Consider the following 19773-nt stretch of genomic DNA (forward strand, 5'->3'; position numbering starts at 1 on the left):
GGATGTACATCAGCCTGTCCGACCGCCGACGCCGCGAGGATGCCTCGACCGGCGCACCGGCTGCGACCGGGCGCGCCGCCCGCGTGTCCTCCACCGTCGTCGCACTCGGCGTCGTGAGTCTGCTCACCGACGTCTCATCCGAGGCGACCGCGGCCGTGCTCCCCCTCTACCTCACCGCGGCGCTCGGCCTGTCCGTCGTGGCGTACGGCGTCATCGACGGCCTGTACCAGGGCGTCAGCTCGGTGGTGCGCATCGCTGCGGGGTGGGCGGCGGACCGGGGCGATCGCCCGAAGCACGTCGCCCTCGTCGGCTACGGGCTCTCCGCCGTCGCCCGGCTCGGCCTCCTGTTCGCCGGCGGCTTCGGCGCCATCACTGCAGTGGTCGTCGGCGATCGGATCGGCAAGGGCATCCGCACCGCGCCGCGCGACGCGCTGATCGCCGCCTCATCGCCGCCGACGGAACTCGGTCGGTCGTTCGGCTTGCACCGCATGCTCGACACCGTCGGCGCGGCCACCGGGCCCGTCATCGCGTTCGTCGTGCTGCTGCTGGTGCCGGAGGGCTATCGAACGGTGTTCGTCGTCTCACTCGCCTTCGCACTCCTCGGCGTCGTCGTGCTCGGCGCACTCGTGCCCGACCGGCGGCCACGCGCCGAACGCGCCCGCGATGGCGTCTCCTCCGCTCCGTTCCGGTGGCGCCTGCTCACCGCGCCTCGACTGATCCGACTGCTGGTGGCGGCCGGGCTCCTCGGCCTCGTCACGATCGGCGACGGATTCCTCTACCTCGCACTCCACGACCGGCTCGACTTCGCGCCGATGTGGTTCCCGCTCCTCTTCGTCGGCACCAATATCGTCTACCTCACCCTCGCGGTGCCGATCGGTCGACTCGGCGACCGTGTCGGCGGACGTCGCGTGTTCATCGGCGGCCAGGTCGTGCTGCTCGGCGCGTACGTCCTCGCTGCGCTGCCGATCGCGGGGGCCGGTGCCGTTGCCGCGACGATCGCGTGCCTCCTGGCTCTTGGTGTGTTCTACGCGGCGACCGACGGGATCCTCGCGGCGCTCGCTTCGGCGTTCGTCCCCGTGGCGGCGCGAACGAGCGGCATCGCCGCCGCGCAGACCGTCGTCGCTGCGACGCGCTTCATCGCCGCCACCGGATTCGGGTTGCTCTGGTTCGCGCTCGGCTCATCGGCCGCGCTCGTCATCGCCGCATGCACGCTCGCCGTGCTCATCCCCGTCGCGGCGCTCCTCCTGCGCCCACGCGCTTCGGAGGGAGGTGCATCGGCATGGACCTGACCGGTCGCCGTCTCTTCGTCGCCGTCGCGGCGGTGGTGCTGCTCGGCGGTGCCGCCGCCTACGGCGCCGTCGCCTTCGCTGCTTCGCGGTCGGTGCCGCTCGGCTCGGCGTCGACTCCTCTCACCGCGATCGAACCGGACACCGTGCTCTTCCGGCAGATGGGCGGCGGTGCGCTGCACGGGTTCGTCGCCTCCGTCGACGTCGACGACCCCGGCGGCCCGCGCATGACGTCTGACACCCCGTGCGACCGCCTCGACGCCGACGCCACGGGCCTCGTCTGCCTGCACTCCGATCTCGGCCTCACCACGACCTTCGAGACGCGGGTCCTCGACCGCCGGCTGCGGGTGCTCGAGAGCCGACCCCTCGCCGGCATTCCGAGCAGAACCCGGCTCTCGCCCGGCGGCGAGCGCTTCGCGACGACGTCCTTCGTCACCGGGCATTCGTACGCGGGTTCGGAATTCTCGACGTCGACGATGATCGTCGGGCCGGGCGACACCGACTCCGGCGAACTCGAGGACTTCGCCCTCATCGTCGACGGCGCAGAAGTGACGGCGGCCGACGTGAACGTCTGGGGCGTCGCCTTCGCCGACGAGGAGCGATTCTTCGCGACGGCATCGTCGGGCGAGCATCGCTGGCTCGTGCGGGGCGACCTCGGCGAGCGCACGCTCACCGCGTTGAGGGACGAGGTCGAGTGCCCGTCGCTCTCCCCCGACGGCTCGCGCATCGCCTTCAAGCAGAACCGTTCCGATAGCGCTCAGCCCGACTGGGCCATCGCGGTGCTCGATCTGGACGACGACCGGGTGACGGTGCTCCCCGAGCCGGCGTCGATCGATGATCAGGTGGAGTGGCTCGACGACGACACCCTGCTCTACGGGAGGACGCAGGAGAACTCGCCGGGCGACGCCGACGTGTACACGATCCGGGCGGACGGCTCCACCGACCCCGAGCTGTTCATCGAGCACGCGTGGTCTCCGGCGGTGGTGCGACCATGAGTGCGACCGTCACGCGGGTTCGGCTCGGCGGGGTGCCCGTCGACCTCCTCGGTCGAAGCGAGGCGATCGACACGATCTCTTCGCGCTTCGAGCAGTCGGTCGGCCGCCCCCTCGGCGTCGCCTCGATCAACCTCGACCACGTCCACTACTTCGGCGACGCCGCCCCGGTCGGCCACGCCCTGCACGACGGCGATGCCGCCCCCGTCGAGTGGCTGAACCTCGTCGACGGCGCCCCGCTCGCGGCCGCCGCGCGACGCATCACGCACCGCGACTGGCCCCGCCTGGCCGGCAGCGACCTCATCGACCCGCTCCTCGACCGCGCCGAACTCGCCCACAGCACGGTCGGATTCATCGGCGGCACTGCGACGACGCACGAACACCTCGCCCGGCGCCTCGCACTCACCCACCCGGTGCTCCGTCTCGCCGGCTGCTGGGCCCCCGACCGGGCGGAACTGGTCGACGACGCGGTCGGCCGGGCGATCGCCGATGACATCGCGGCGCACGAGGTCGGCCTGCTGATCGTCTGTCTCGGCAAGCCGCGCCAGGAACTCTGGATCGAACGGTACGGGGCAGCGACCGGCTCCCGCGTGCTGCTCGCGTTCGGGGCGGTCGTCGACTTCCTCGCCGGCCGGATCGGGCGCGCACCGCGGTGGGTCGCCGACCACGGGATGGAGTGGGCGTGGCGTCTCGCTCTCGAACCGCGCAGGCTCGCGCACCGCTACCTCGTCGACGGACCACCGGCCTACCTCGCGGTTCGCCGGTCGAGCGGCGCGCCCTCTGGTGCAGGACCAGAACGGAGGGCAGCCGGATGACGCTCACCGAGCAGTCGGCGCCGGTCGCGGAGCACGCGACGGCACGGCCGCAGCACCCACCCGTGATGCGTGGATCGATCGTGATCCCGGCGCACGACGAGGAGGCGGTGATCCTGCGCACGCTCGACGGCCTGCGCCCGCTCATCGAGCGGCGCCTCGTCGAGGTCGTGGTGGCGTGCAACGGGTGCTCCGACGGCACCGCGGCGCTGGCGGCATCCGTCGATGGGGTGACGGTGCTGCAGACTCCGCGCCCGTTGAAGACCGCGGCACTCAACGCCGCCGACGACGCCGCCACGCAGTGGCCGCGTCTCTACCTCGACGCCGACATCGCGATCAGCGCCGAGGCCGCGCTCGAGGTGCTCGATACCGTCTCCCGTGGCGAAGCGCTGGCCGCCCGCCCGGAGTTCCGCTACGTCATGGCCTCGGCCTCCGCACCCGTGCGTGCCTACTACCGAGCGAGAGACCGGCTGCCCAACACTCGAAGCGGACTCTGGGGGGCGGGCGCGTTCGCGCTCGGCTCCGAGGGGCACGCGAGGTTCGGCGAGTTCCCCCGGGTGATCGCCGATGATGTCTTCGTCGACCAGCACTTCTCGGCATCCGAGAAGCGCATCGTGCCGACGAGCCCCGTTCCGGTGCGCGTACCACAACGCGTCCGGAACCTGATGGCGGTGCTGCGCCGGCAAGCTCGGGGCGCTGGCCAGCTCGCCATCAGATCAACGAGCGGCACGGCGCCGTCGACCGTGCGGCAGCTCCTCCGCTCCGTCCGCGGGCCTCGCTCGGCCGCAGACGCCCTCGTCTATGCGGTGCTGAGCACGGCGTCACGGCGCCCATCGTTGCGGCGCCGTCCGAGCCTGTCATGGGAGCGCGACGAGTCCACGCGCGTCGCGGAGCCGACGCGCATCGCGGAGCCGAAACCACGGCACCGATCGGCCGGTCAGCCGGCGACGTTCGCCGGCATCGACGATCCCGCCGAGGTTGCCGCGATCGTCGTGACGTACGAGAGCCGCTCGTGCATCGATGGGCTGCTGGACTCGCTCCGCGCCGAGGCCGAGGCCCACTCGATCCGCGTGATCGTCGCCGACAACGCGTCGAGCGACGGCACCCTCGAGCACGTGCGCGCCCGCCACCCCGATGCGATCGCGTACAGTACCGGCGCGAACCTCGGCTACGCCGGCGCCATCAACAGCAGCGCGGCGATGATCGGCGCGGCGCGCGGCATCCTCGTCCTGAATCCCGACGCGGTCGTCGACCCGGGCTGCGTGCAGGCCCTGCTCGATCGACTCGATGCGAGCGGTGCAGGAGCGGTCGTGCCGGCCATCCGCGAGGCGGACGGCGCGATCTCGAGGTCCATCCGCCGGGAGCCCAGCCTGCTCGGCACGCTCGGCGACTCGCTGTTCGGGGCCCGACTCCGACGACGGCCGATGCGGCTCTCGGAGACGGTCTTCGCCCCGCGCGCATACGACTGCGCGCACCCCATCGATTGGGCCACCGGCGCGGCGATCCTCTTCGATGCCCGACGCTCGCGGGCCGTCGGGGCATGGGACGAACGGTACTTCCTGTTCTCCGAGGAGACCGACTACTTCCGCAGACTGCGCGACGCCGGCGGCACCGTCTGGTTCGAACCGGCGGCGGTCGTCACCCATGCGCAGGGCGGATCGGGACGCTCGCCCGCCCTCAACGCCCTCTCGGCCGTGAACCGCATCCGCTACGTGCGGAAGTACCACCTGCGCGCCTACGCCGCCGCATTCCGGTGCATCGCGGTGCTCGCCGAGGTCCTCCGGGTCGGCCGCCCGCAGAGCACCGGCGCCCTCGGCGTCGTGCTCAACTCGGACCGGTGGGCCTCCGATATCCCCCACGCGCCGCAACCTGCGGCCGCGAACGGCGGATCGCCTCCGGCCGGCATCTCGTTCGGCTACCTCGTGCCGGAGTTCCCCGGACAGACCCACACCTTTTTCTGGCGTGAGATCGAGGAGCTCCGCCGCCTCGGCGCACGGCCTCGGATCGTCTCCACCCGGAGGCCGAGAACCGCCGCAGGCGCCCACGTCTGGGCCGAGCGCGCCACAGCCGAGGCGAGCTTCTTGTTCCCCGGGTCGCCGGGCCGACTGCTCGAGGCGACGTGGCTCCTCCTGTCCACGGCCGCGCGCGGGCGACTCGGTCCGCTCACCCGCGAGATGGGGCGCGCTCTCGAGGAAGTCGACATCGGTCGCATGCGACTCCTCGGCCTCGCGATCGCCGGCGCCGAACTCGCGATGCTCGCCCGCCGGGAGGGCTGGCGACACGTGCACGTGCATTCGTGCGCGGACTCGGCGTGGATCGCCCTCTTCGCCCACCTGCTCACCGGGTTGCGCTACAGCCTGACCGCGCACGGCCCGCTCCGCGATTACGGCGGCGGTCAGAAGGCGAAGTGGTCGCGTGCGGCATTCGGATTCGCGATCACCGAGCGGCTCCGAGGCGAGATCCTGGCCGAGCTCGACGGCAGCCTCCCCGGCGAATTCGCCGTGGCTCCGATGGGTGTCTCTCCCGAACGATTCTCGCGCCGGACGCCGTACCGGCCGTGGGTCCCCGGCACGACGGCCCAGGTCTTCAGCTGCGGCCGGCTCAATCCGAGCAAGGGCCACGACGACCTCGTGCGCGCGCTGGCGCTGCTCGTCGCCGGCGGCCACGACGTCGAGCTGGTGATCGCCGGCGAGGACGACGGCGATTCGGGGTACCGCGGCCGACTCGAGGGCCTGATCGACGCCTCGGGCCTCGCCGATCGGGTGGCCCTGCTCGGCTCCGTCTCCGAGGAGGCGGTGCGCGCCGAACTCGAACGCGCGCACGTCTTCGCCCTCGCGAGCCATGCCGAACCGCTCGGCGTCGCCATCATGGAGGCGATGGCGATGGGGGTCCCGGTCGTCGTGACGGGCGGCGGAGGCGTGCCGGAGCTCGTCGAGGACGGCGTCACGGGCCTGCTCGCCAGGGCGCACGCCCCGTGGATGATCGCGGGCGAGATCGCACGTCTCCTCGGGCGGCCCGAGCTCGCCTCGCGGCTCGGTTCGCAGGGGCACGACCGCGTGATCCACCGGTTCACCAGTGCGACGAGCGCCGCGATGCTGCTCCAGCGGGTGGAGACGAGTGCGCGGATATCCGCCGGTGACGGTCGGAGCCTCTCATGAGATGGCGCACGCGCACGGCGGTGGCGCTGTCGGTCGGCGGCGTCGCCGTCGCCGGCGCGATCGCGATCGCGATCGTCGTCGCGTCGAGCGCTACGACGCGCGCAGCGTCCGATGCTCCGGCCGGCCCCCCACCCGACTCGGCATCGGAGTCCGGCGCCGTCACGGTGCGGGCGGTCGACGGCGGCGCCGACTACTACGGACACTTCGAGGACGGGCTCCCCGACGACCCCGGCTTCTTCCCGATCGGAGTCTGGTTCGCGAGCGTCACCTCGTCGTCGGACACGGAGGCCGACCGCAGCATGGGCGTCAACACCTACGTCGAGCTCACCGCGAACTCCTCGCTCGAGCTCATCGCCGATGCGGGCATGCACGCCATTCCGAGCGTGCCGGAGGACGGCGCCGCCGGCCTGCTCGTGGCCGACGAGGTCGACATGTGGGCGGGGCCGGGAGACGGGGCTTGGACGGGAGCGTACCCGGGCGACGGCCAGGTGTGCACGGGCGACGTCGCATGCGGGTACTCGATCATGGCCGAGCTCGTCGACGGGGCGCCCGCCGGCCTCATGACCGTCGCCAACTTCGGCAAGGGCGTCGCCTTCTGGGAGTCGGATGTGGAGGCGCAGCGGTTCCTCGAGTTCACCGACGTCGTCTCGACCGACGCCTACTGGTTCACAGACCCCAACATCTGCGGGGCGACGGAAGGCGGATGGGGCCCGGGCGACGGCGAGGCGATCCCCGACGGCGAGTGCCGGATCGCCGCGAACTACGGGTGGACCGTCGAGCACCTGCGCTCTCTCGTCTCGCCGGCGTCGTCGAAGCCCGTCTGGCAGTTCGTCGAGGTCGGCCAGCCGTTCGGCGACGGCCCGGTGGTGACAGGTGCACAGATCCGCTCGGCCGTGTGGAGCGGCATCATCCACGGGGCTCGCGGGGTCGTGTACTTCAATCACGGTTTCGGTGATGCCTGCAGCACCGAGAATGTGCTGCGCGACGCGTGCGGCGATCCGGTTCGTGAAGAGGTCGCTGCACTGAACCGACAGCTGGCCGATCTGGCCCCCGCGCTCAACGCGCCGTTCGTCGATGGGCTCGTCGACGTCGACGGCTCCGTCGACGTCGCGGTCAAGCTCATCGACGACGGGTTCACGATCATCGCCGGGGCGACGAGCGCGAACGACGGCGAAGTCGGCTTCACGATCGAATGCGGGAACGCCGCGACCGCGACCGTGGTCGGAGAGGACCGCACGATCCCGGTGGTCGACGGCCGCTTCTCCGATCGGTTCCCCGACAGCGACACCGTTCACGTCTACCGGCTCGAGGGGGGCACCTGTGATCTCTGACCCGAACGCCGGCTCGCTCGCGCCGACCATCGATGTCGACCGCGCCGGGCAGCCGGTGCCCGTGCGCGGGAACGTGCCGCTGCTGCTGCGGTTCACGCTCATGGCGATCTTCATCTTCCCGGCATCGATGGTGATCGAACCGATCGGGGCTTCTGGAACCGTGCCGATCCTCCTCTGTCTGCTGCTGCTGCTCTTCTGGCTCGCGTCGTGGATGTGGGGCCTGCACGACCCCGTCCCCGTGCGACATCCAGGCCGGCTCGCGATCTCGCTGCTGCTGCTCGCGTCGTTCGCGTCGTACGCCGCCTTGTACGCCGGCTGGACCGGAGGCAGCACCGACGTCACCCGCGCGGCCGCGGACCGGTGGCTGCTGCTGCTCGCCGCGAGCACCGCCCTCGTGCTCGTCGTCGCCGAGTCCATCCGCAGCATGGCGGATGCCCTGCAGGTCGTCCGGGCGCTGCTCACGGGCGCATTCTTCTGCTGCCTCGTCGGCGTCGTGCAGTTCACGTTCCGAGTGAATCCCGTCGAGTGGATCCAGGCCGCGATGCCGGGATTCGCGTACAACGGCGGGGACACGCCGTTCCAGATCCGTGGTGCACTCATGCGCGTCGCGGGCACGACGTTCCACTCGATCGAGTTCGGCGTGGTCGCGTCGATGCTGATCCCGCTCTCGATCTGGCGGGCGCTGAACGACCCGTCCGGCCGCCGGTGGTTCCACTGGGCCCAGACCGCACTCCTGGTCTTCGCCGTGGCCACCACGGTGTCCCGCTCCGGCATCTTCGCACTCGTGGTCGCGCTCGTCGTGTTCCTGCCTTTCCTGCCCCGGGTGATCCGCCGGCGGGTGCTCCTCGCCTCTCCCTTCGTCGTGGCTGCCCTGTTCCTCTTCGTGCCGGGTTTCGTCGGAACGATCGGCGCGGCGCTCGGCGCCGATTCATCCGATCCGTCGATCGCGACGCGGGTCAACAACTACCCGCGTGTGGCGCTCATGCTCGACACACGCCCGTTCCTCGGCGCCGGGCCGGGCAACTACTCGCCGCCCGATGCGCTGAAGATCCTCGACAACCAGTACCTGGGTGCGATCGTCACCCTCGGTCTCGTCGGCCTCGTGGCGACGATCGTGTACTTCGTGCTGCCCGCCATCGCGGCGATCCTCGCAGCCAGGGCCGCCGCCGACCCCGTGCTCAAGGGCCTGGCGGGCGCCGTTGCCGCGGGAACCCTCGTCGCCGCCGCCTGCTCGATGACCTTCGACTCGCTCTCGTTCCCCGTGTTCGCCCTGCTCTATCCCGCCTTGGTCGGGCTCGCAGGAGGCGTCTGGCGCCTCGTGCGCGCCCGAGCAACCGGGTCGGGCGACCACCGAACGCCGGAGTCCCGACACCATGCCGTTCCGGTCGCGACGGGGCGACCAACGACGGACACGACCCGAACCCGTCCCGATGGCGAAGGAGCCTGAGTCATGGATCCCACCGGAGTGCTCAGTTCTCTGTGGAAGTACCGCTGGTTCGTCCTCCCGGCGATCCTCCTCACGCTCGGCGTGGCCGCCTACGTCTACGCCCTCGGGCCGCGGAACTACGAGTCCACGATCAGCTACGCCCTCGTGAATCCGAATGTCCCGACCGAGGCCGACATCGAGCGCGACCCCGCGCTGGCGCAGCTGAACGGCGACAACCCCTACCTCCGCTCGACGGACCCGAACCTCGTCGCGAACGTGGTCATCACGCGCCTCAAGTCGCCCGCGACCGCAGCGTACCTCGAGGACACCGGCTTGAGCCGCGACTTCACAGTGGCGCCCGGCGTCGGCGGCAGCGGCTTCATCGTCGAGATCACCGGTGTCGGTTCGACGCCGGAGCAGTCGGTCGGCACGTCTGCTGCGCTCGGCGAGATGTTCGAGCGGGAGCTGCGCACGATCCAGGAGGTCAACGGCGCCGACGAGCGGTTCCTGTTCACGTCGCTCGTGGTCGCCCAGGCGGACCAGGCGTCGGAGCAGTTCTCGAGTCGGCTGCGCGCCGTCGTCATCGTGCTGATCGGCGGCATCGTGCTCGTGTTCGGTGCGGTCTCGCTCGGACGGTCGATCGACGCGGTGCAGGTGCGGCGTCGATTGCGCGCCGAGAGCGACGCGGAGTCCCTCGGGGAGGTCGGCCTCGCGGTAGGCGCGGAGGCGGAATCGAGCGGTCCGCAGACGGCCGTGGCCGGCGAACCGGACGGACCGGCGTCGGACGGACCCGCGCCGGACGGACCCGCGCCGGACGACTCCGAGCCAGTCGGCCCCGAGGTCGCCGGCCGCGCCGAGATGGACGACGAATCGGACGGGTACGACCTCGATCAACCCGGCGAAGCCGATCGGCCCGACGAGCCGGACTCGCTCGACGATCCCGACGCCGACGCGCGCGAGCTCGAACTCCCCGGCGCACGGCGATGACGGGTCAGCCGAGATGCCCGGCGAAGCGGCGCATCGCATCCCGCCGCACCACGAGCGCCGTGCCCGACTTCGCCGACACCATGACCGCGACATCCGTCTCGGCGACCTCGTCGAGGAAGTGATCGAGCCCATTGCGATCGAGGGCGATCTCGTCGGGGTGGCTCCGGCAGCGCATGTCGACCGTCACCCCGGTGAGCGTCGTGCCGAGCACCTCCTCGACGTAGACGCCGTAGAGGATCATCTCGGAGAAGTGCAGCTCGTGGCCGATGGCCGTCGCCCACGCGCGCCCGGTCGCGTCCTCGATGCGGCGGAGCATCGCCCGAACGATCGCCGGGTCCCACGCGCACGGCCAGGAGATGTAGTCGGGCAGGCTGCTCGGCATCTCGGGCGACAGGCCGAGGAGCCGCCGGGCGACCTCGTGCCAGATCACGTGGCGCGGCAGCGAGTCGGTGACCGCGTCGGGCAGCCGGTAGAGCGGCAGGCGGCCCCCCGGCGCGAAGGTCTCCCCGTCGAACGGGCGGATGAACTCGACGTCGGAATCGACGATGAGCGCGATGTCGGAATCGACGGATGCCGCGGCGGCGAGTTTCACGATCTGCTGCGCGATCCATCCGCGCACCGGCGGGAACGGCGACTCGATGTTCACCCACGCGTTCATCCCCAGCGCCTTGCGGAGTTGGGGCGGCATGACGGCGGCCACGTCGACGATGATCGCTCCGGCCGCGGCCAACGGGGCGAACTTGTGCAGGTCGCGACGCGGAACGATGATGCGGTGCTTCGTCGCCGCCGGCGCGAAGCGCGCGACGGACGCATGAAGGTCACGGCACAGCTCGTAGTCGGGAGCGTAGCTCGGCGTGATGACGGTGAACCCCGGCGCGCCCGTCATCGGCCCGGCCGTTCGGCAGCGGCGTTCAGGAGCGGCCGGCCGCCGACGCCGACCTCCTCGAGGATGGTGGCGGCGACGACTTCCTGGGCGAGGTCCCACCCCACGCCGTGTCGTGCGCTGAAGTCGGCCGCGTGCGCTGCATGGTCGAGATTGTCCTCGGATTCGACGAGCTGCGCCAGGGCGAGAGCGATCCGCCCCGGACTCGACGGCGCCCAGACAGCATCGGGGTGATGTAGCACCGCTCGCGAATGCACGGTGTCGTTCACGACCGGAATGGCGCCCGACGCGAGCATCTCCTCGACGACGAGCGTGATGTTCGTGAACGACAGGGCTGGGCCGCCGACGACCCGGTTGTACAGCTCATTGAGCTGCTCGGGCGACAGGGTGCCGTGCTGGATGACCGGAACGCGCCAGTCGGACACCCGGTCGCCGACGATGTGGATCTCCTGCTCGGGATGCATGCCGTGAAAGGCATGCAATGCGAGCTTTCCGAGCAGGTAACCGCGGCGGTCGTTGCCCCGCTTCGCATAGAAGACGATGCCCGACCGCGACGAGCCGTCGAGGATGAGCCGGTATGCGTCGCCGTCACGGCCGAATGGCGCGAGTATTGACCCGACGTCGATCGCCGCGAGCTCCGCCTGCACCATCTCGCCGAGTGCGATCGTGCGGAATCCGAATCGGTAGCTGTCCTCGGCGAGCGCGCGGACGGACCCGTGCGGGTGGAAGAGCGGTTCGAAGTCCTGCACGAAGTAGAGCCGGGCCATCGGCGCCGTGCCACGGGAGGCGAGCACGTGCGCCGTCTCCCACGAACTCGCGACCATCGCCTCCATCCCGTCGAAGGCGGGTGCCGCCGCCGCATCTCGCACCTCTGCCCGCAGCCATGGCCAGTTCTCGCGGATCAGCCGCTCATGACGACGAACGTCGCCGCCGCGGGCATCGTAGAGGTAGACGGTCGAGGCGATGCCACGCGCCTCGGTGCCCGCGATCATGCGGAACAGCGTCGTGTGGCCCCCGGAGCCGGGTCCCGGCGCCGTGCACAGCCAGCCCACCGTGATCGGTTCACCGTCACGGTGCGGTCGCGGTCCCGGCAGGAGACGTGCATCGAGCGGGTCCGCGAGGTCCGCCTCTGCGATCGCCGACTCCAGTTCCGCGGCGCCAGTGCGCCGGTAGAGCTCGTAGGCGGCCCGGCGCAGCACGCCGCGCGCGCCCTCACGTCGGAGCCGCGACCCGATCTCGGCGATGCTCACGCGGCCGGCCATGCGCGGCTCCGTCCCTCGAGGCCCCTGGCGTGGACGAACTCCTCACCCTCGGGAGGGAACCCGAACGCCTCTCGGATGGCCCGCACCACCCGGACGACCTGCCGTGCCGACATGTGCGGGAAGATCGGCAGGCTGAGGATCTGCGACGACGCGGCATCCGTCACCGGGCAGTCGGCGATCTTCATTCGCTCACCGGCGAGCGCGGGCGAACGGTGCAGCGGGACCGGGTAGTGGATGCCGCTGGCGATGCCCGCCGCCGCGAGCTCGGCGAGCACGTGCTCACGGTTCGGCACCCGCACCACGTAGAGGTGCCAGACATGCTCGTTGCCCTCGGCGGTCACCGGCAGCACGACCTCGTCGATGTCGTGCAGCAGCGCGTCGTAGACGGCGGCGATCGCGCACCGCCTGGCGTTCCAGTCCTCGAGGTGCTTGAGCTTGGCGGAGAGCACGATCGCCTGCACGGCGTCCAGTCGCGAGTTGAACCCGAACACCTCATGCTCGTACTTGCGCTCGCTGCCGTGCGAGCCGATCATGCGCACCCGTCGTGCGATCGACGCGTCGTCTGTGGTGACGGCACCACCGTCACCTGCTGCCCCGAGGTTCTTGCCGGGGTAGAAGCTCGTGGCCGCGATGCGGCCGATGCTCCCGGCGACCTGTCCGAGGCGCCGTGCGCCGTGCGCCTGCGCCGCATCCTCGACGACGACCGCGCCGACGCGTCGCGCGACGGGCACCAGGCGCTCAACCGGTGCCGCCTGTCCGTACAGGTGCACCGCCACGATCGCCTGCGTCGCCGGCCCCGCCGCGGCCTCGACGGCTGCGGGGTCGATCAGCAGCGTTCGCTCGTCGACGTCGACGAGCACCGGGACGCCGCCGGCCCGGATGACCGCCTCCGCTGTCGCGATGAACGTGTTCGCGGGGAGGATCACCTCGGCGCCCGGCCTGACGCCGACGGCGCGCAATGCTGCCTCGAGTGCGTCGGTGCCATTGCCCATCCCGATGCAGTGACGCGAACCCGTGAACGCAGCGTACTCGTGCTCGAACGCCTCGACCTCCGGTCCGCCGATGAACGCGCCGGAGGCCAGGGCGGCCCGCAGCCGCGGGAGCACCTCGTCATCGACCTCGTGCTGCTGTGCGGCGAGATCCGTGAATGGCACGGTCATGACGCGACCTCCTCGTTGTGCGTGGCTTCGTACGGCTTCTGCACAGCCGCGTCGGCACCGTTCCGACCGGCCCTCGACCGGAACGCGGCGACATAGCGGAGGCCGAGCGGCAGCGTTGCCGCAAGGTACGCGACGATGCCGGCGACGCCGCCGGCGAGCACCGCGACGATGGGGGAACCGGCGGTCGATGCCACGAACCCCGAAGCGAGCGCGCAGGCGCCCGCGCCGACGGCGGGCAGCAGCGACGCCCGTAGGATGGCGGCGGCCGAGGCCCCGACGCCGCGCTGCACGAGCGCGAGGTAGATCGGCACGACCACGAACCAGGCGACGACCGCGTGCGCATACCCGGCACCTGCGATCCCCCACTGCGAGACGCCGAACCAGAGTGCCGGGGCGAGGGCGATGAGCCAGACGACCTGCACCCAGAACAGCCCGAGCGTACGACCCGCGCCCACGCAGAGATCGGCGAACAGCTCGCTGAGGATCCGCGCCATCCCGAAGATGCCGAGGCCGAGCATGGCGGATGCCGCGGGCGCCCACCGCTCCCCGAACAGCGTGACCATGAGCGGGCCTGCGATGCCGATGAGCAGCGCCGAGATCGGGAACGCCGCGAAGGAGAGCCCTCGCACGACGCGAACCGCCTCGCCGGGCAGCGTGCCCGCGGCATGCAGCCGTCCGAACGCTGGCACGGCGACCGTGCGCACGATCGCCGTCACGACGCTGCTCGGCAGGCTCGCGAGGTTGAAGGCCATGAGGTAGAGGCCGAGCGCGACCGGGTCGAGCAGCCGACCGACGACGACGTAGTCGAGGTTCAGGGTGGCGAAGACGACGAGGTTCGCGGCGGCGAGCGGGAGGCCGAGACGGAGGATGCCGCCCGCCTCGCGCCGGTTCCACCCGGGCGCGTACCGCCGCGGCGTGATGATCCAGTACCCGACGGCCGCGACGAGCTGCCCGCCGACCCGCGACCAGGCGAGCGCCAGCGCCCCCCACCCCCAACCGGCCATCGGCACGACAAGCACGATCGAGACGGCGATGTTCGCGAGGTCGACCGCGATCCGGCGACCCTGGAGGAAGTCGCGCCAGACCATCGCGGTCGGCACTGAGCAGAGCCCGGCGAGCGCGACGGTGATCGAGAGCACCCTGATGACGTCGGCCGCAGCGGGGTCGCCGAGCACCGTCGCGAGCCACGGCGCCGTGACGACCATCGTCCCGGTGAGTGCTGCGCTCGTGATCAGTGCGATCGTGAACACCGTGGGCGCGATCTCGTCGGGGTCACGGTCGCCGCGGCCGAGCGCCGCCGTGGCACCGAGCTCGGCGATGTTCAACGCGATCGTCTGCACGACGAGCGCCACGGCGAGTGCGCCGAAGTGCTCCGGCGCGATGAGCCGGGCGACGATGATCGTCGCGACGAAGCTCAGCACACGCGAGGCGCCGACATTGACCGCGCCCCACATCGCACCCCGGCGCACGCGTCGGGCGAGCGGGGTGGGAACCGGGGTCGCGTCGGTCATGACACCCCCATGTGGCGCCACACCGTCCAGCGCACCCGGTCGAGCTGGCGTCGGGTCGCCTCGATGCCGCGATGGCCGAGGTCCGGCGGCGCGCCGCCCTCCATCCGGAGCAGCCGCCGCACCACAGCACGCCCGCGACGACCGCGCAGCGACGACCGTCGAATCTGGCCGGCGACCCGGAACAACTCGGATGCCTCGTCGACCCCGCCGCCACGATCGAGCTCGCGTTGCGCGAGCAGCAGCGCCTCGCGGGCGATCGCCCGTTCGGCGCGGGCGATCAGCCGGTCGTGCTGCGGCACCGCCTCGCGGGCGCCTGGTGCGGCGAGTCCGCGGAAGGCGAGTGCGCGATGACGGAGGTCCTCGGCCATCCCGGCAAAGGCGGTGAGATGCATGTTCGACGCGTGCACGCGGTACATGGCCTGCACGGGCCCGTTCACGCGCGCGACATCCCACCTGGCCGCGGTGCGCAGCCAGTACTCGAGATCGCCCGAGTGCGGCAGTGCCGGGTTGTACGGGCCGACGTCGCGCATCGCCGCGGTGCGCATGACCACCTCGGGCGAGAGGATGAAGCTGCGGCCGCGCCAGCACGCCACCGTGATCCACTCGCGGCCGCGCCACACGGTGCAGCTCGTCCGTCGGATCCTCGCCGACTCGGCCGACGCCGGCATCGGGCCAGCGGCGTCGTCGAACTCGAGCGGCCGGCCGTAGACCATGCCGACGGTCGGCTCCGAGAGCATGAGACGGGTCGCCCGCCCGAGCGCGCCGGGCGCGACGATGTCGTCGGCCGAGATGAGTGCGACGAACTCGGTCGTCACCGCCGCGAGTCCGTCGTTGTACGTCGCGATGTGACCGGTGTTCTGCGCGTGCGCTATGACGTTGACCCGCCGGTCCCGTGCGGCGATCCGGCGCGCCACCTCGAGCGAGTCGTCGGTGGAGGCATCGTCGACAATGATCACCCGGGGGTCGACATCGCGCTGCTCCAGCACGGCGCGCGCCGCGACATCCAGATACCGACCGTAGTTGTAGCAGGGGATGACGACGGTGACGCCTGGACAGACGCCGCCCGATCGCGGCCACCGCAGCTTCATCACGCACCGCCGGCCTCGGCGTACCGCATCGGTGAGGCCGGAACGCCGACCCAGGTCGCTCCGGCCGGCACGTCGTGGAGCACCACCGCGCCCATGCCGATCACGGCGTCGGCGCCGATCGACAGGTGCTGGCGTACGGCGGCGTTCATGCCGAGCGTGGCGCGCCGCCCGACGCTGACGCCGCCGCCGAGGGAGACCCCGGCGGTGAGAGTGGCGAAGTCGCCCACCATGCAGTCATGGGTGATGGTCGTGTTGGGCATCACGACGACGTGGTCGCCGAGCAGCGCGTCAACGGTCACGACGACGCCGGCGAGCAGGATCGAGCCCACGCCGATCGGGCTCTCGCCCGGATTGCGCACGCTCGGGTCGATGAGCGTCGCGTACCGCGAGCGGTCGACACCGAGACGGGCGAGCCGTGCGACGACCCGCTCCCGCGCCGCGCCCGACCCGATGCAGACGAGCAGCCGAGCCTCTGGGATGCTGAGCACCCTGTCGATCGGCCCGATCACCGGCACCCCGGCGACAGGATAGGGCAGGCGCGACGCGTCGTCGTCGACGATGCCGATCGGGTCGAGGCCCGCCGCGCGAGCGACGACGATCGCCTCGCGGGCGAGGCCGCTCGCGCCGATCACCAGCAGCGGATGCATCAGGCCACCGCCCCGCGGATGACCGCGACGACGCGGTCGATGTCCGCATCGTCGAGACCGTGGTGGAGCGGCAGGATCAGCGTGCGATCGGTGAGCCGCTCAGTCGTCGCGAGCGTCGCGTCGCCCGTGTCCCTGAACGCGTAGGCGGGCTGCCGGTGCGCGGCCATGATACCGCGCCGTGCGGAGATGCCCGCCTCGGCGAGCGCGGCGAGCAGCCCGTCGCGCCCGAGCGGATACGGCTCGGAGACCTCCGCCCAGTACGACTGGAAGTTGCTCGAACCGTACGGCCGATCCTCGACCGGCCTGACGCCGGCGAGCCCGGCGAGCCCCTCGGCGTAGCGGCCGGCGAGCTGCCGACGCCAAGCCACCATCTCGTCGAGCCGGCCGAGTTGCACAAGGCCGATGGCCGCCTGCACGTCGGTCATCCGGTAGTTGAACCCGACCTCGTCGTATGCCTCGGCCGGGGCGAGGAGGCTCGCGTGCCGGTCGGCGGCGGAGATGCTCATGGCGTGCTCGCGGAGACGACGGGCACGGCTCGCCCAGTCGGCTCGCGCGGTCGTGAGCATGCCGCCCTCGCCGGTCGTGAGGAGCTTCCGCGGATGGAACGACCAGGCCGCGATGTCGGCGCCCGAGCCGACCGGTGCGCCGCGGTAGCGCGATCCCGCGCCGCATGCGGCATCCTCGACGACGACGACGCCGATCGGGTCGCAGAGCGCTCGGATCGGCTCGAGATCGACCGGCATCCCGCCCTGGTCGACGGCGATGACGGCGCGAGTGGCCGGCGTCAGAGCTGCGGTAATCGTCTCGGCCGTGAGGTTGCCGGTCGCGGCCTCGACGTCGGCGAACACCGGTCGGGCGCCGACGTACACGACGGCGTTGGAGGTCGCGATGAACGAGAACGACGGGACGACGACATCGTCGCCGGGCCCGATCCCGGCGACGACGAGGGCGAGGTGCAGGGCCGCGGTGCAGCTCGAGGTCGCAACCGCGTGCCCGGCCCCCATGCGCTCGGCGAACACGTCTTCGAACGCGGCGACCTTCGGGCCCTGTGCGATCCATCCCGACGCGATGACCTCGGCCACGGCGTCGGCCTCCTCTGCGCCGAGCCAGGGGCGCATGACGTCGATGCGGGTCGCCTGCGGGGCGCTCATCTCATCACCGACCTCGACGCGGCGATGTCGGTGCGCAGCGGCCGCCACCAGTCCACGAGCTCGCGGAGGCCCTGTTCGAGGCCGATCCTCGCCTCGAAGCCGAGCTCGCGGCGCGCGGCCGCCGTGTCGGCGAGTCGGCGCTCGACCCCGTTCACGTTACGGGCGGGTCCGTGCTCGACGTCGGCGTCGGAGCCCATCGCCGCAAGGAGGGCCCGCGCGAGCTCGAGCAGGCTCGTCTCGCGCCCGCTCGCGATGTTGTAGATCCCGTCGTCGACATCCGATGCGGCGGCGAGCAGGTTCGCCCGTGCGACATCGTGCACGTTCACGAAGTCCATGGTCTGCGCGCCGTCGCCGAGCACGAGCGGGGGCAGCCCGTCGGCGATCCGCTCCATCCAGCGCACGAGCACCTCGGTGTAGTACCCGTGCACATCCATGCGCGGTCCGTACACGTTGAAGTAGCGCAACGCCACGAACGGCAGGCCCTCCATCGCGCGGAAGCTGCGGAGCAGCCCCTCGCCGAACGACTTCGCGGCCCCGTAGAGGGTGTCGTTGTTGTGGTGATGGTGGCGTTCGCCGGTCGGGAACTCCTCCGCCATGCCGTACACGGACGCACTCGAGGCGACCACGAGCTTGCCGGCCCCGTGACGCGCCGCGGCCTCCACGACGTTGAAGGTGCCGTCGACGAGCACCTCGAGCGCGAGCCGCGGCTCCTCTGCGCACTGCGTGATCCGGATCGCGGCCTGGTGGAAGACGAGGTCCTTGCCGCGCGAGAGCCGGTCGACGATCGCGCGGTCGCGGATGTCGCCCTCGACGAGCGAGACCCTCCCCGACGCCAGCGCGGCGGCGAGGTTCTCGACGCGTCCGCGCACGAGGTTGTCGAGCACGTCGATCGAGGCGGCACCGGCCTCGAGCAGCTGGTCGACGATGGTCGACCCGATCGTCCCGGCACCGCCGGTGACCAGCACTCGCGATCCCGCCAACCCGGTCATCGCACGACCTCCAGCTCGCTCGGCAGCTCGTCGCGTTCGACCGGGGCGAGGCTTCCGGCGGCCGCGAGACTGCGCGTGGCCGCTTCGAGCACCCGCAGGACGCGCAGCGCGGCTCGGCCGTCGGTCCGGGCCGGTCGGCCGGCCCTGATGCTCGACGCGAACTCGGCCACCATCGCCGCGAGCGGCTCGTGCTCCGGCAGCGCCGGCGACCAGGTGTCGCCGAGCCGGTACGAGATCGTCGCAGCGGTCCGGTCCGATGGGTCGTCGGATGCCGCGGCGAGGTCGACGCCGCGATCGTAGACACTCACCCGTTGCTGGGGGTTCAGGTCGTCCCACACGAGCGTGCGGCGGGAGCCGCCGATCACCATGCGGCGGATCTTCGTGGGGCTCAACCAGTTGACGTGCACGTGCGCCATCGCACCTCGCGCGAGCGGGATCGAGAGGTAGCCGAGACACGACCGGCCGGCGCCCAACGGATCCGAGCCCTGGGCGGCGACGGCTTCGGCCGTGAGCCCACCGGGAAGGATGAAGTCCATGATCGACAGGTCGTGGGGCGCGAGGTCCCAGAACACGTCGACGTCGGACTGGATGAGGCCGAGGTTGATGCGCACCGAATCGATGAAGAGCAGGTCCCCGAGCGCTCCCTCTTCGACGAGCTCGCGGATCTTCTGCACCGCCGGCGTATAGCAGTAGGTGTGGTCGGCCATCAGCACGAGGCCGGCGGCCTCCGCCGAGCGGATCATCGCCCCGCCGTGGTCGGTGCTGTCGGCGAGCGGCTTCTCGACGAGCACGTGCTTGCCGGCGCGCAGGGCCGCGAGCGCGAGGCCGTGGTGCGTTCCGGCGGGCGTCGCGATGGCGACCGCATCGAGAGTCGGGTCGGCGAGCAGCTCGTCGACCGAGTCGGTCACGTCGACATCGCCGAAGCCGCCGACCACCCGTCTCGCCCGGTCGAGGTCGAGGTCGCAGACGTAGGCGAGTCGCCAGTCGTCGCTCGACCGCAGATTGCGGACGAGGTTCGGCCCCCAGTAGCCCGCCCCGATCACGGCGATGCCCAGTCGGTCCATGTTCTCCGCCTTCCGCCGTCCGCGCA

16 protein-coding genes are annotated in these 19773 nt (G+C 71.5%); 7 read left to right on the plus strand and 9 right to left on the minus strand.

Features of this window, described 5'->3' with window-relative positions; translation table 11 throughout:
* Positions 1-2: 2 nt before the first annotated feature.
* From ASE14_RS02885 to ASE14_RS02915, 7 genes are read left to right on the plus strand one after another with little or no spacing between them, the layout of a single operon-like run.
* A complete protein-coding gene (locus tag ASE14_RS02885) occupies positions 3-1289 on the plus strand; it encodes an MFS transporter (RefSeq protein WP_082600002.1) in 1287 nt (428 codons plus the stop codon).
* Positions 1280-2281, plus strand: a complete 1002-nt coding sequence (locus ASE14_RS02890; protein WP_056650471.1) for a hypothetical protein — start codon at positions 1280-1282, stop codon at positions 2279-2281. Before ASE14_RS02885 ends, ASE14_RS02890 begins: the two co-directional genes overlap by 10 nt.
* Positions 2278-3093: a WecB/TagA/CpsF family glycosyltransferase gene (locus ASE14_RS02895; protein ID WP_157372752.1), complete on the plus strand. Its 816-nt coding sequence runs from the start codon at positions 2278-2280 to the stop codon at positions 3091-3093. Before ASE14_RS02890 ends, ASE14_RS02895 begins: the two co-directional genes overlap by 4 nt.
* Complete coding sequence (gene epsE / locus ASE14_RS20755; protein WP_162257693.1) at positions 3090-6248, plus strand: exopolysaccharide biosynthesis GT4 family glycosyltransferase EpsE; 3159 nt, start codon at positions 3090-3092, stop codon at positions 6246-6248. Before ASE14_RS02895 ends, epsE begins: the two co-directional genes overlap by 4 nt.
* On the plus strand, positions 6245-7579 hold the full coding sequence (locus ASE14_RS02905; protein WP_056650477.1) for a hypothetical protein: 1335 nt from the start codon (positions 6245-6247) through the stop codon (positions 7577-7579). The genes epsE and ASE14_RS02905 overlap by 4 nt, the downstream gene beginning before the upstream one ends.
* Positions 7569-9026: an O-antigen ligase gene (locus ASE14_RS02910; RefSeq protein WP_056650480.1), complete on the plus strand. Its 1458-nt coding sequence runs from the start codon at positions 7569-7571 to the stop codon at positions 9024-9026. Before ASE14_RS02905 ends, ASE14_RS02910 begins: the two co-directional genes overlap by 11 nt.
* Before the next feature lie 3 nt (positions 9027-9029).
* Positions 9030-9992 (plus strand): hypothetical protein, encoded by a 963-nt coding sequence (locus ASE14_RS02915; protein WP_056650484.1) that lies wholly within the window; start codon positions 9030-9032, stop codon positions 9990-9992.
* Positions 9993-9996: 4 nt separating this feature from the next.
* On the opposite strand, the gene ASE14_RS02920 is transcribed toward ASE14_RS02915, so the two are convergent.
* From ASE14_RS02920 to ASE14_RS02960, 9 genes are read right to left on the minus strand one after another with little or no spacing between them, the layout of a single operon-like run.
* Positions 9997-10878: a DUF6492 family protein gene (locus ASE14_RS02920; RefSeq protein WP_056650487.1), complete on the minus strand. Its 882-nt coding sequence runs from the start codon at positions 10876-10878 to the stop codon at positions 9997-9999.
* Entirely contained in the window at positions 10875-12137 is a 1263-nt protein-coding gene (locus ASE14_RS02925) for a hypothetical protein (protein WP_056650493.1), read from the minus strand. The genes ASE14_RS02920 and ASE14_RS02925 overlap by 4 nt, the downstream gene beginning before the upstream one ends.
* A complete protein-coding gene (locus ASE14_RS02930) occupies positions 12122-13297 on the minus strand; it encodes a DegT/DnrJ/EryC1/StrS aminotransferase family protein (RefSeq protein WP_082600005.1) in 1176 nt (391 codons plus the stop codon). The genes ASE14_RS02925 and ASE14_RS02930 overlap by 16 nt, the downstream gene beginning before the upstream one ends.
* Complete coding sequence (locus ASE14_RS02935; protein WP_056650496.1) at positions 13294-14808, minus strand: lipopolysaccharide biosynthesis protein; 1515 nt, start codon at positions 14806-14808, stop codon at positions 13294-13296. Before ASE14_RS02935 ends, ASE14_RS02930 begins: the two co-directional genes overlap by 4 nt.
* Positions 14805-15896 (minus strand): glycosyltransferase family A protein, encoded by a 1092-nt coding sequence (locus ASE14_RS02940; RefSeq protein WP_056650499.1) that lies wholly within the window; start codon positions 15894-15896, stop codon positions 14805-14807. The genes ASE14_RS02935 and ASE14_RS02940 overlap by 4 nt, the downstream gene beginning before the upstream one ends.
* A complete protein-coding gene (locus ASE14_RS02945) occupies positions 15896-16543 on the minus strand; it encodes an acetyltransferase (protein WP_056650502.1) in 648 nt (215 codons plus the stop codon). The genes ASE14_RS02940 and ASE14_RS02945 overlap by 1 nt, the downstream gene beginning before the upstream one ends.
* A complete protein-coding gene (locus ASE14_RS02950; protein WP_056651682.1) occupies positions 16543-17694 on the minus strand; it encodes a DegT/DnrJ/EryC1/StrS aminotransferase family protein in 1152 nt (383 codons plus the stop codon). The genes ASE14_RS02945 and ASE14_RS02950 overlap by 1 nt, the downstream gene beginning before the upstream one ends.
* A complete protein-coding gene (locus tag ASE14_RS02955) occupies positions 17691-18683 on the minus strand; it encodes an NAD-dependent epimerase/dehydratase family protein (protein WP_056650505.1) in 993 nt (330 codons plus the stop codon). Before ASE14_RS02955 ends, ASE14_RS02950 begins: the two co-directional genes overlap by 4 nt.
* Positions 18680-19747, minus strand: a complete 1068-nt coding sequence (locus ASE14_RS02960; RefSeq protein WP_056651685.1) for a Gfo/Idh/MocA family protein — start codon at positions 19745-19747, stop codon at positions 18680-18682. The genes ASE14_RS02955 and ASE14_RS02960 overlap by 4 nt, the downstream gene beginning before the upstream one ends.
* Between the last annotated feature and the right edge of the window lie 26 nt (positions 19748-19773).

It is taken from the genome of Agromyces sp. Root81, from assembly GCF_001429165.1.
Classification (GTDB): Bacteria; Actinomycetota; Actinomycetes; order Actinomycetales; family Microbacteriaceae; genus Agromyces.

Bases quoted from the DNA above. Each gene is read 5' to 3' on its own strand.
- epsE (WP_162257693.1), top strand. From the start codon at position 3,090: ATGACGCTCACCGAGCAGTCGGCGCCGGTCGCGGAGCACGCGACGGCA.
- ASE14_RS02925 (WP_056650493.1), bottom strand. From the start codon at position 12,137: ATGGCCGGCCGCGTGAGCATCGCCGAGATCGGGTCGCGGCTCCGACGT.
- ASE14_RS02915 (WP_056650484.1), top strand. From the start codon at position 9,030: ATGGATCCCACCGGAGTGCTCAGTTCTCTGTGGAAGTACCGCTGGTTC.
- ASE14_RS02955 (WP_056650505.1), bottom strand. From the start codon at position 18,683: ATGACCGGGTTGGCGGGATCGCGAGTGCTGGTCACCGGCGGTGCCGGG.
- ASE14_RS02920 (WP_056650487.1), bottom strand. From the start codon at position 10,878: ATGACGGGCGCGCCGGGGTTCACCGTCATCACGCCGAGCTACGCTCCC.
- ASE14_RS02890 (WP_056650471.1), top strand. From the start codon at position 1,280: ATGGACCTGACCGGTCGCCGTCTCTTCGTCGCCGTCGCGGCGGTGGTG.
- ASE14_RS02950 (WP_056651682.1), bottom strand. From the start codon at position 17,694: ATGAGCGCCCCGCAGGCGACCCGCATCGACGTCATGCGCCCCTGGCTC.
- ASE14_RS02945 (WP_056650502.1), bottom strand. From the start codon at position 16,543: ATGCATCCGCTGCTGGTGATCGGCGCGAGCGGCCTCGCCCGCGAGGCG.
- ASE14_RS02940 (WP_056650499.1), bottom strand. From the start codon at position 15,896: ATGAAGCTGCGGTGGCCGCGATCGGGCGGCGTCTGTCCAGGCGTCACC.
- ASE14_RS02960 (WP_056651685.1), bottom strand. From the start codon at position 19,747: ATGGACCGACTGGGCATCGCCGTGATCGGGGCGGGCTACTGGGGGCCG.
- ASE14_RS02895 (WP_157372752.1), top strand. From the start codon at position 2,278: ATGAGTGCGACCGTCACGCGGGTTCGGCTCGGCGGGGTGCCCGTCGAC.
- ASE14_RS02885 (WP_082600002.1), top strand. From the start codon at position 3: ATGTACATCAGCCTGTCCGACCGCCGACGCCGCGAGGATGCCTCGACC.
- ASE14_RS02930 (WP_082600005.1), bottom strand. From the start codon at position 13,297: ATGACCGTGCCATTCACGGATCTCGCCGCACAGCAGCACGAGGTCGAT.
- ASE14_RS02905 (WP_056650477.1), top strand. From the start codon at position 6,245: ATGAGATGGCGCACGCGCACGGCGGTGGCGCTGTCGGTCGGCGGCGTC.
- ASE14_RS02935 (WP_056650496.1), bottom strand. From the start codon at position 14,808: ATGACCGACGCGACCCCGGTTCCCACCCCGCTCGCCCGACGCGTGCGC.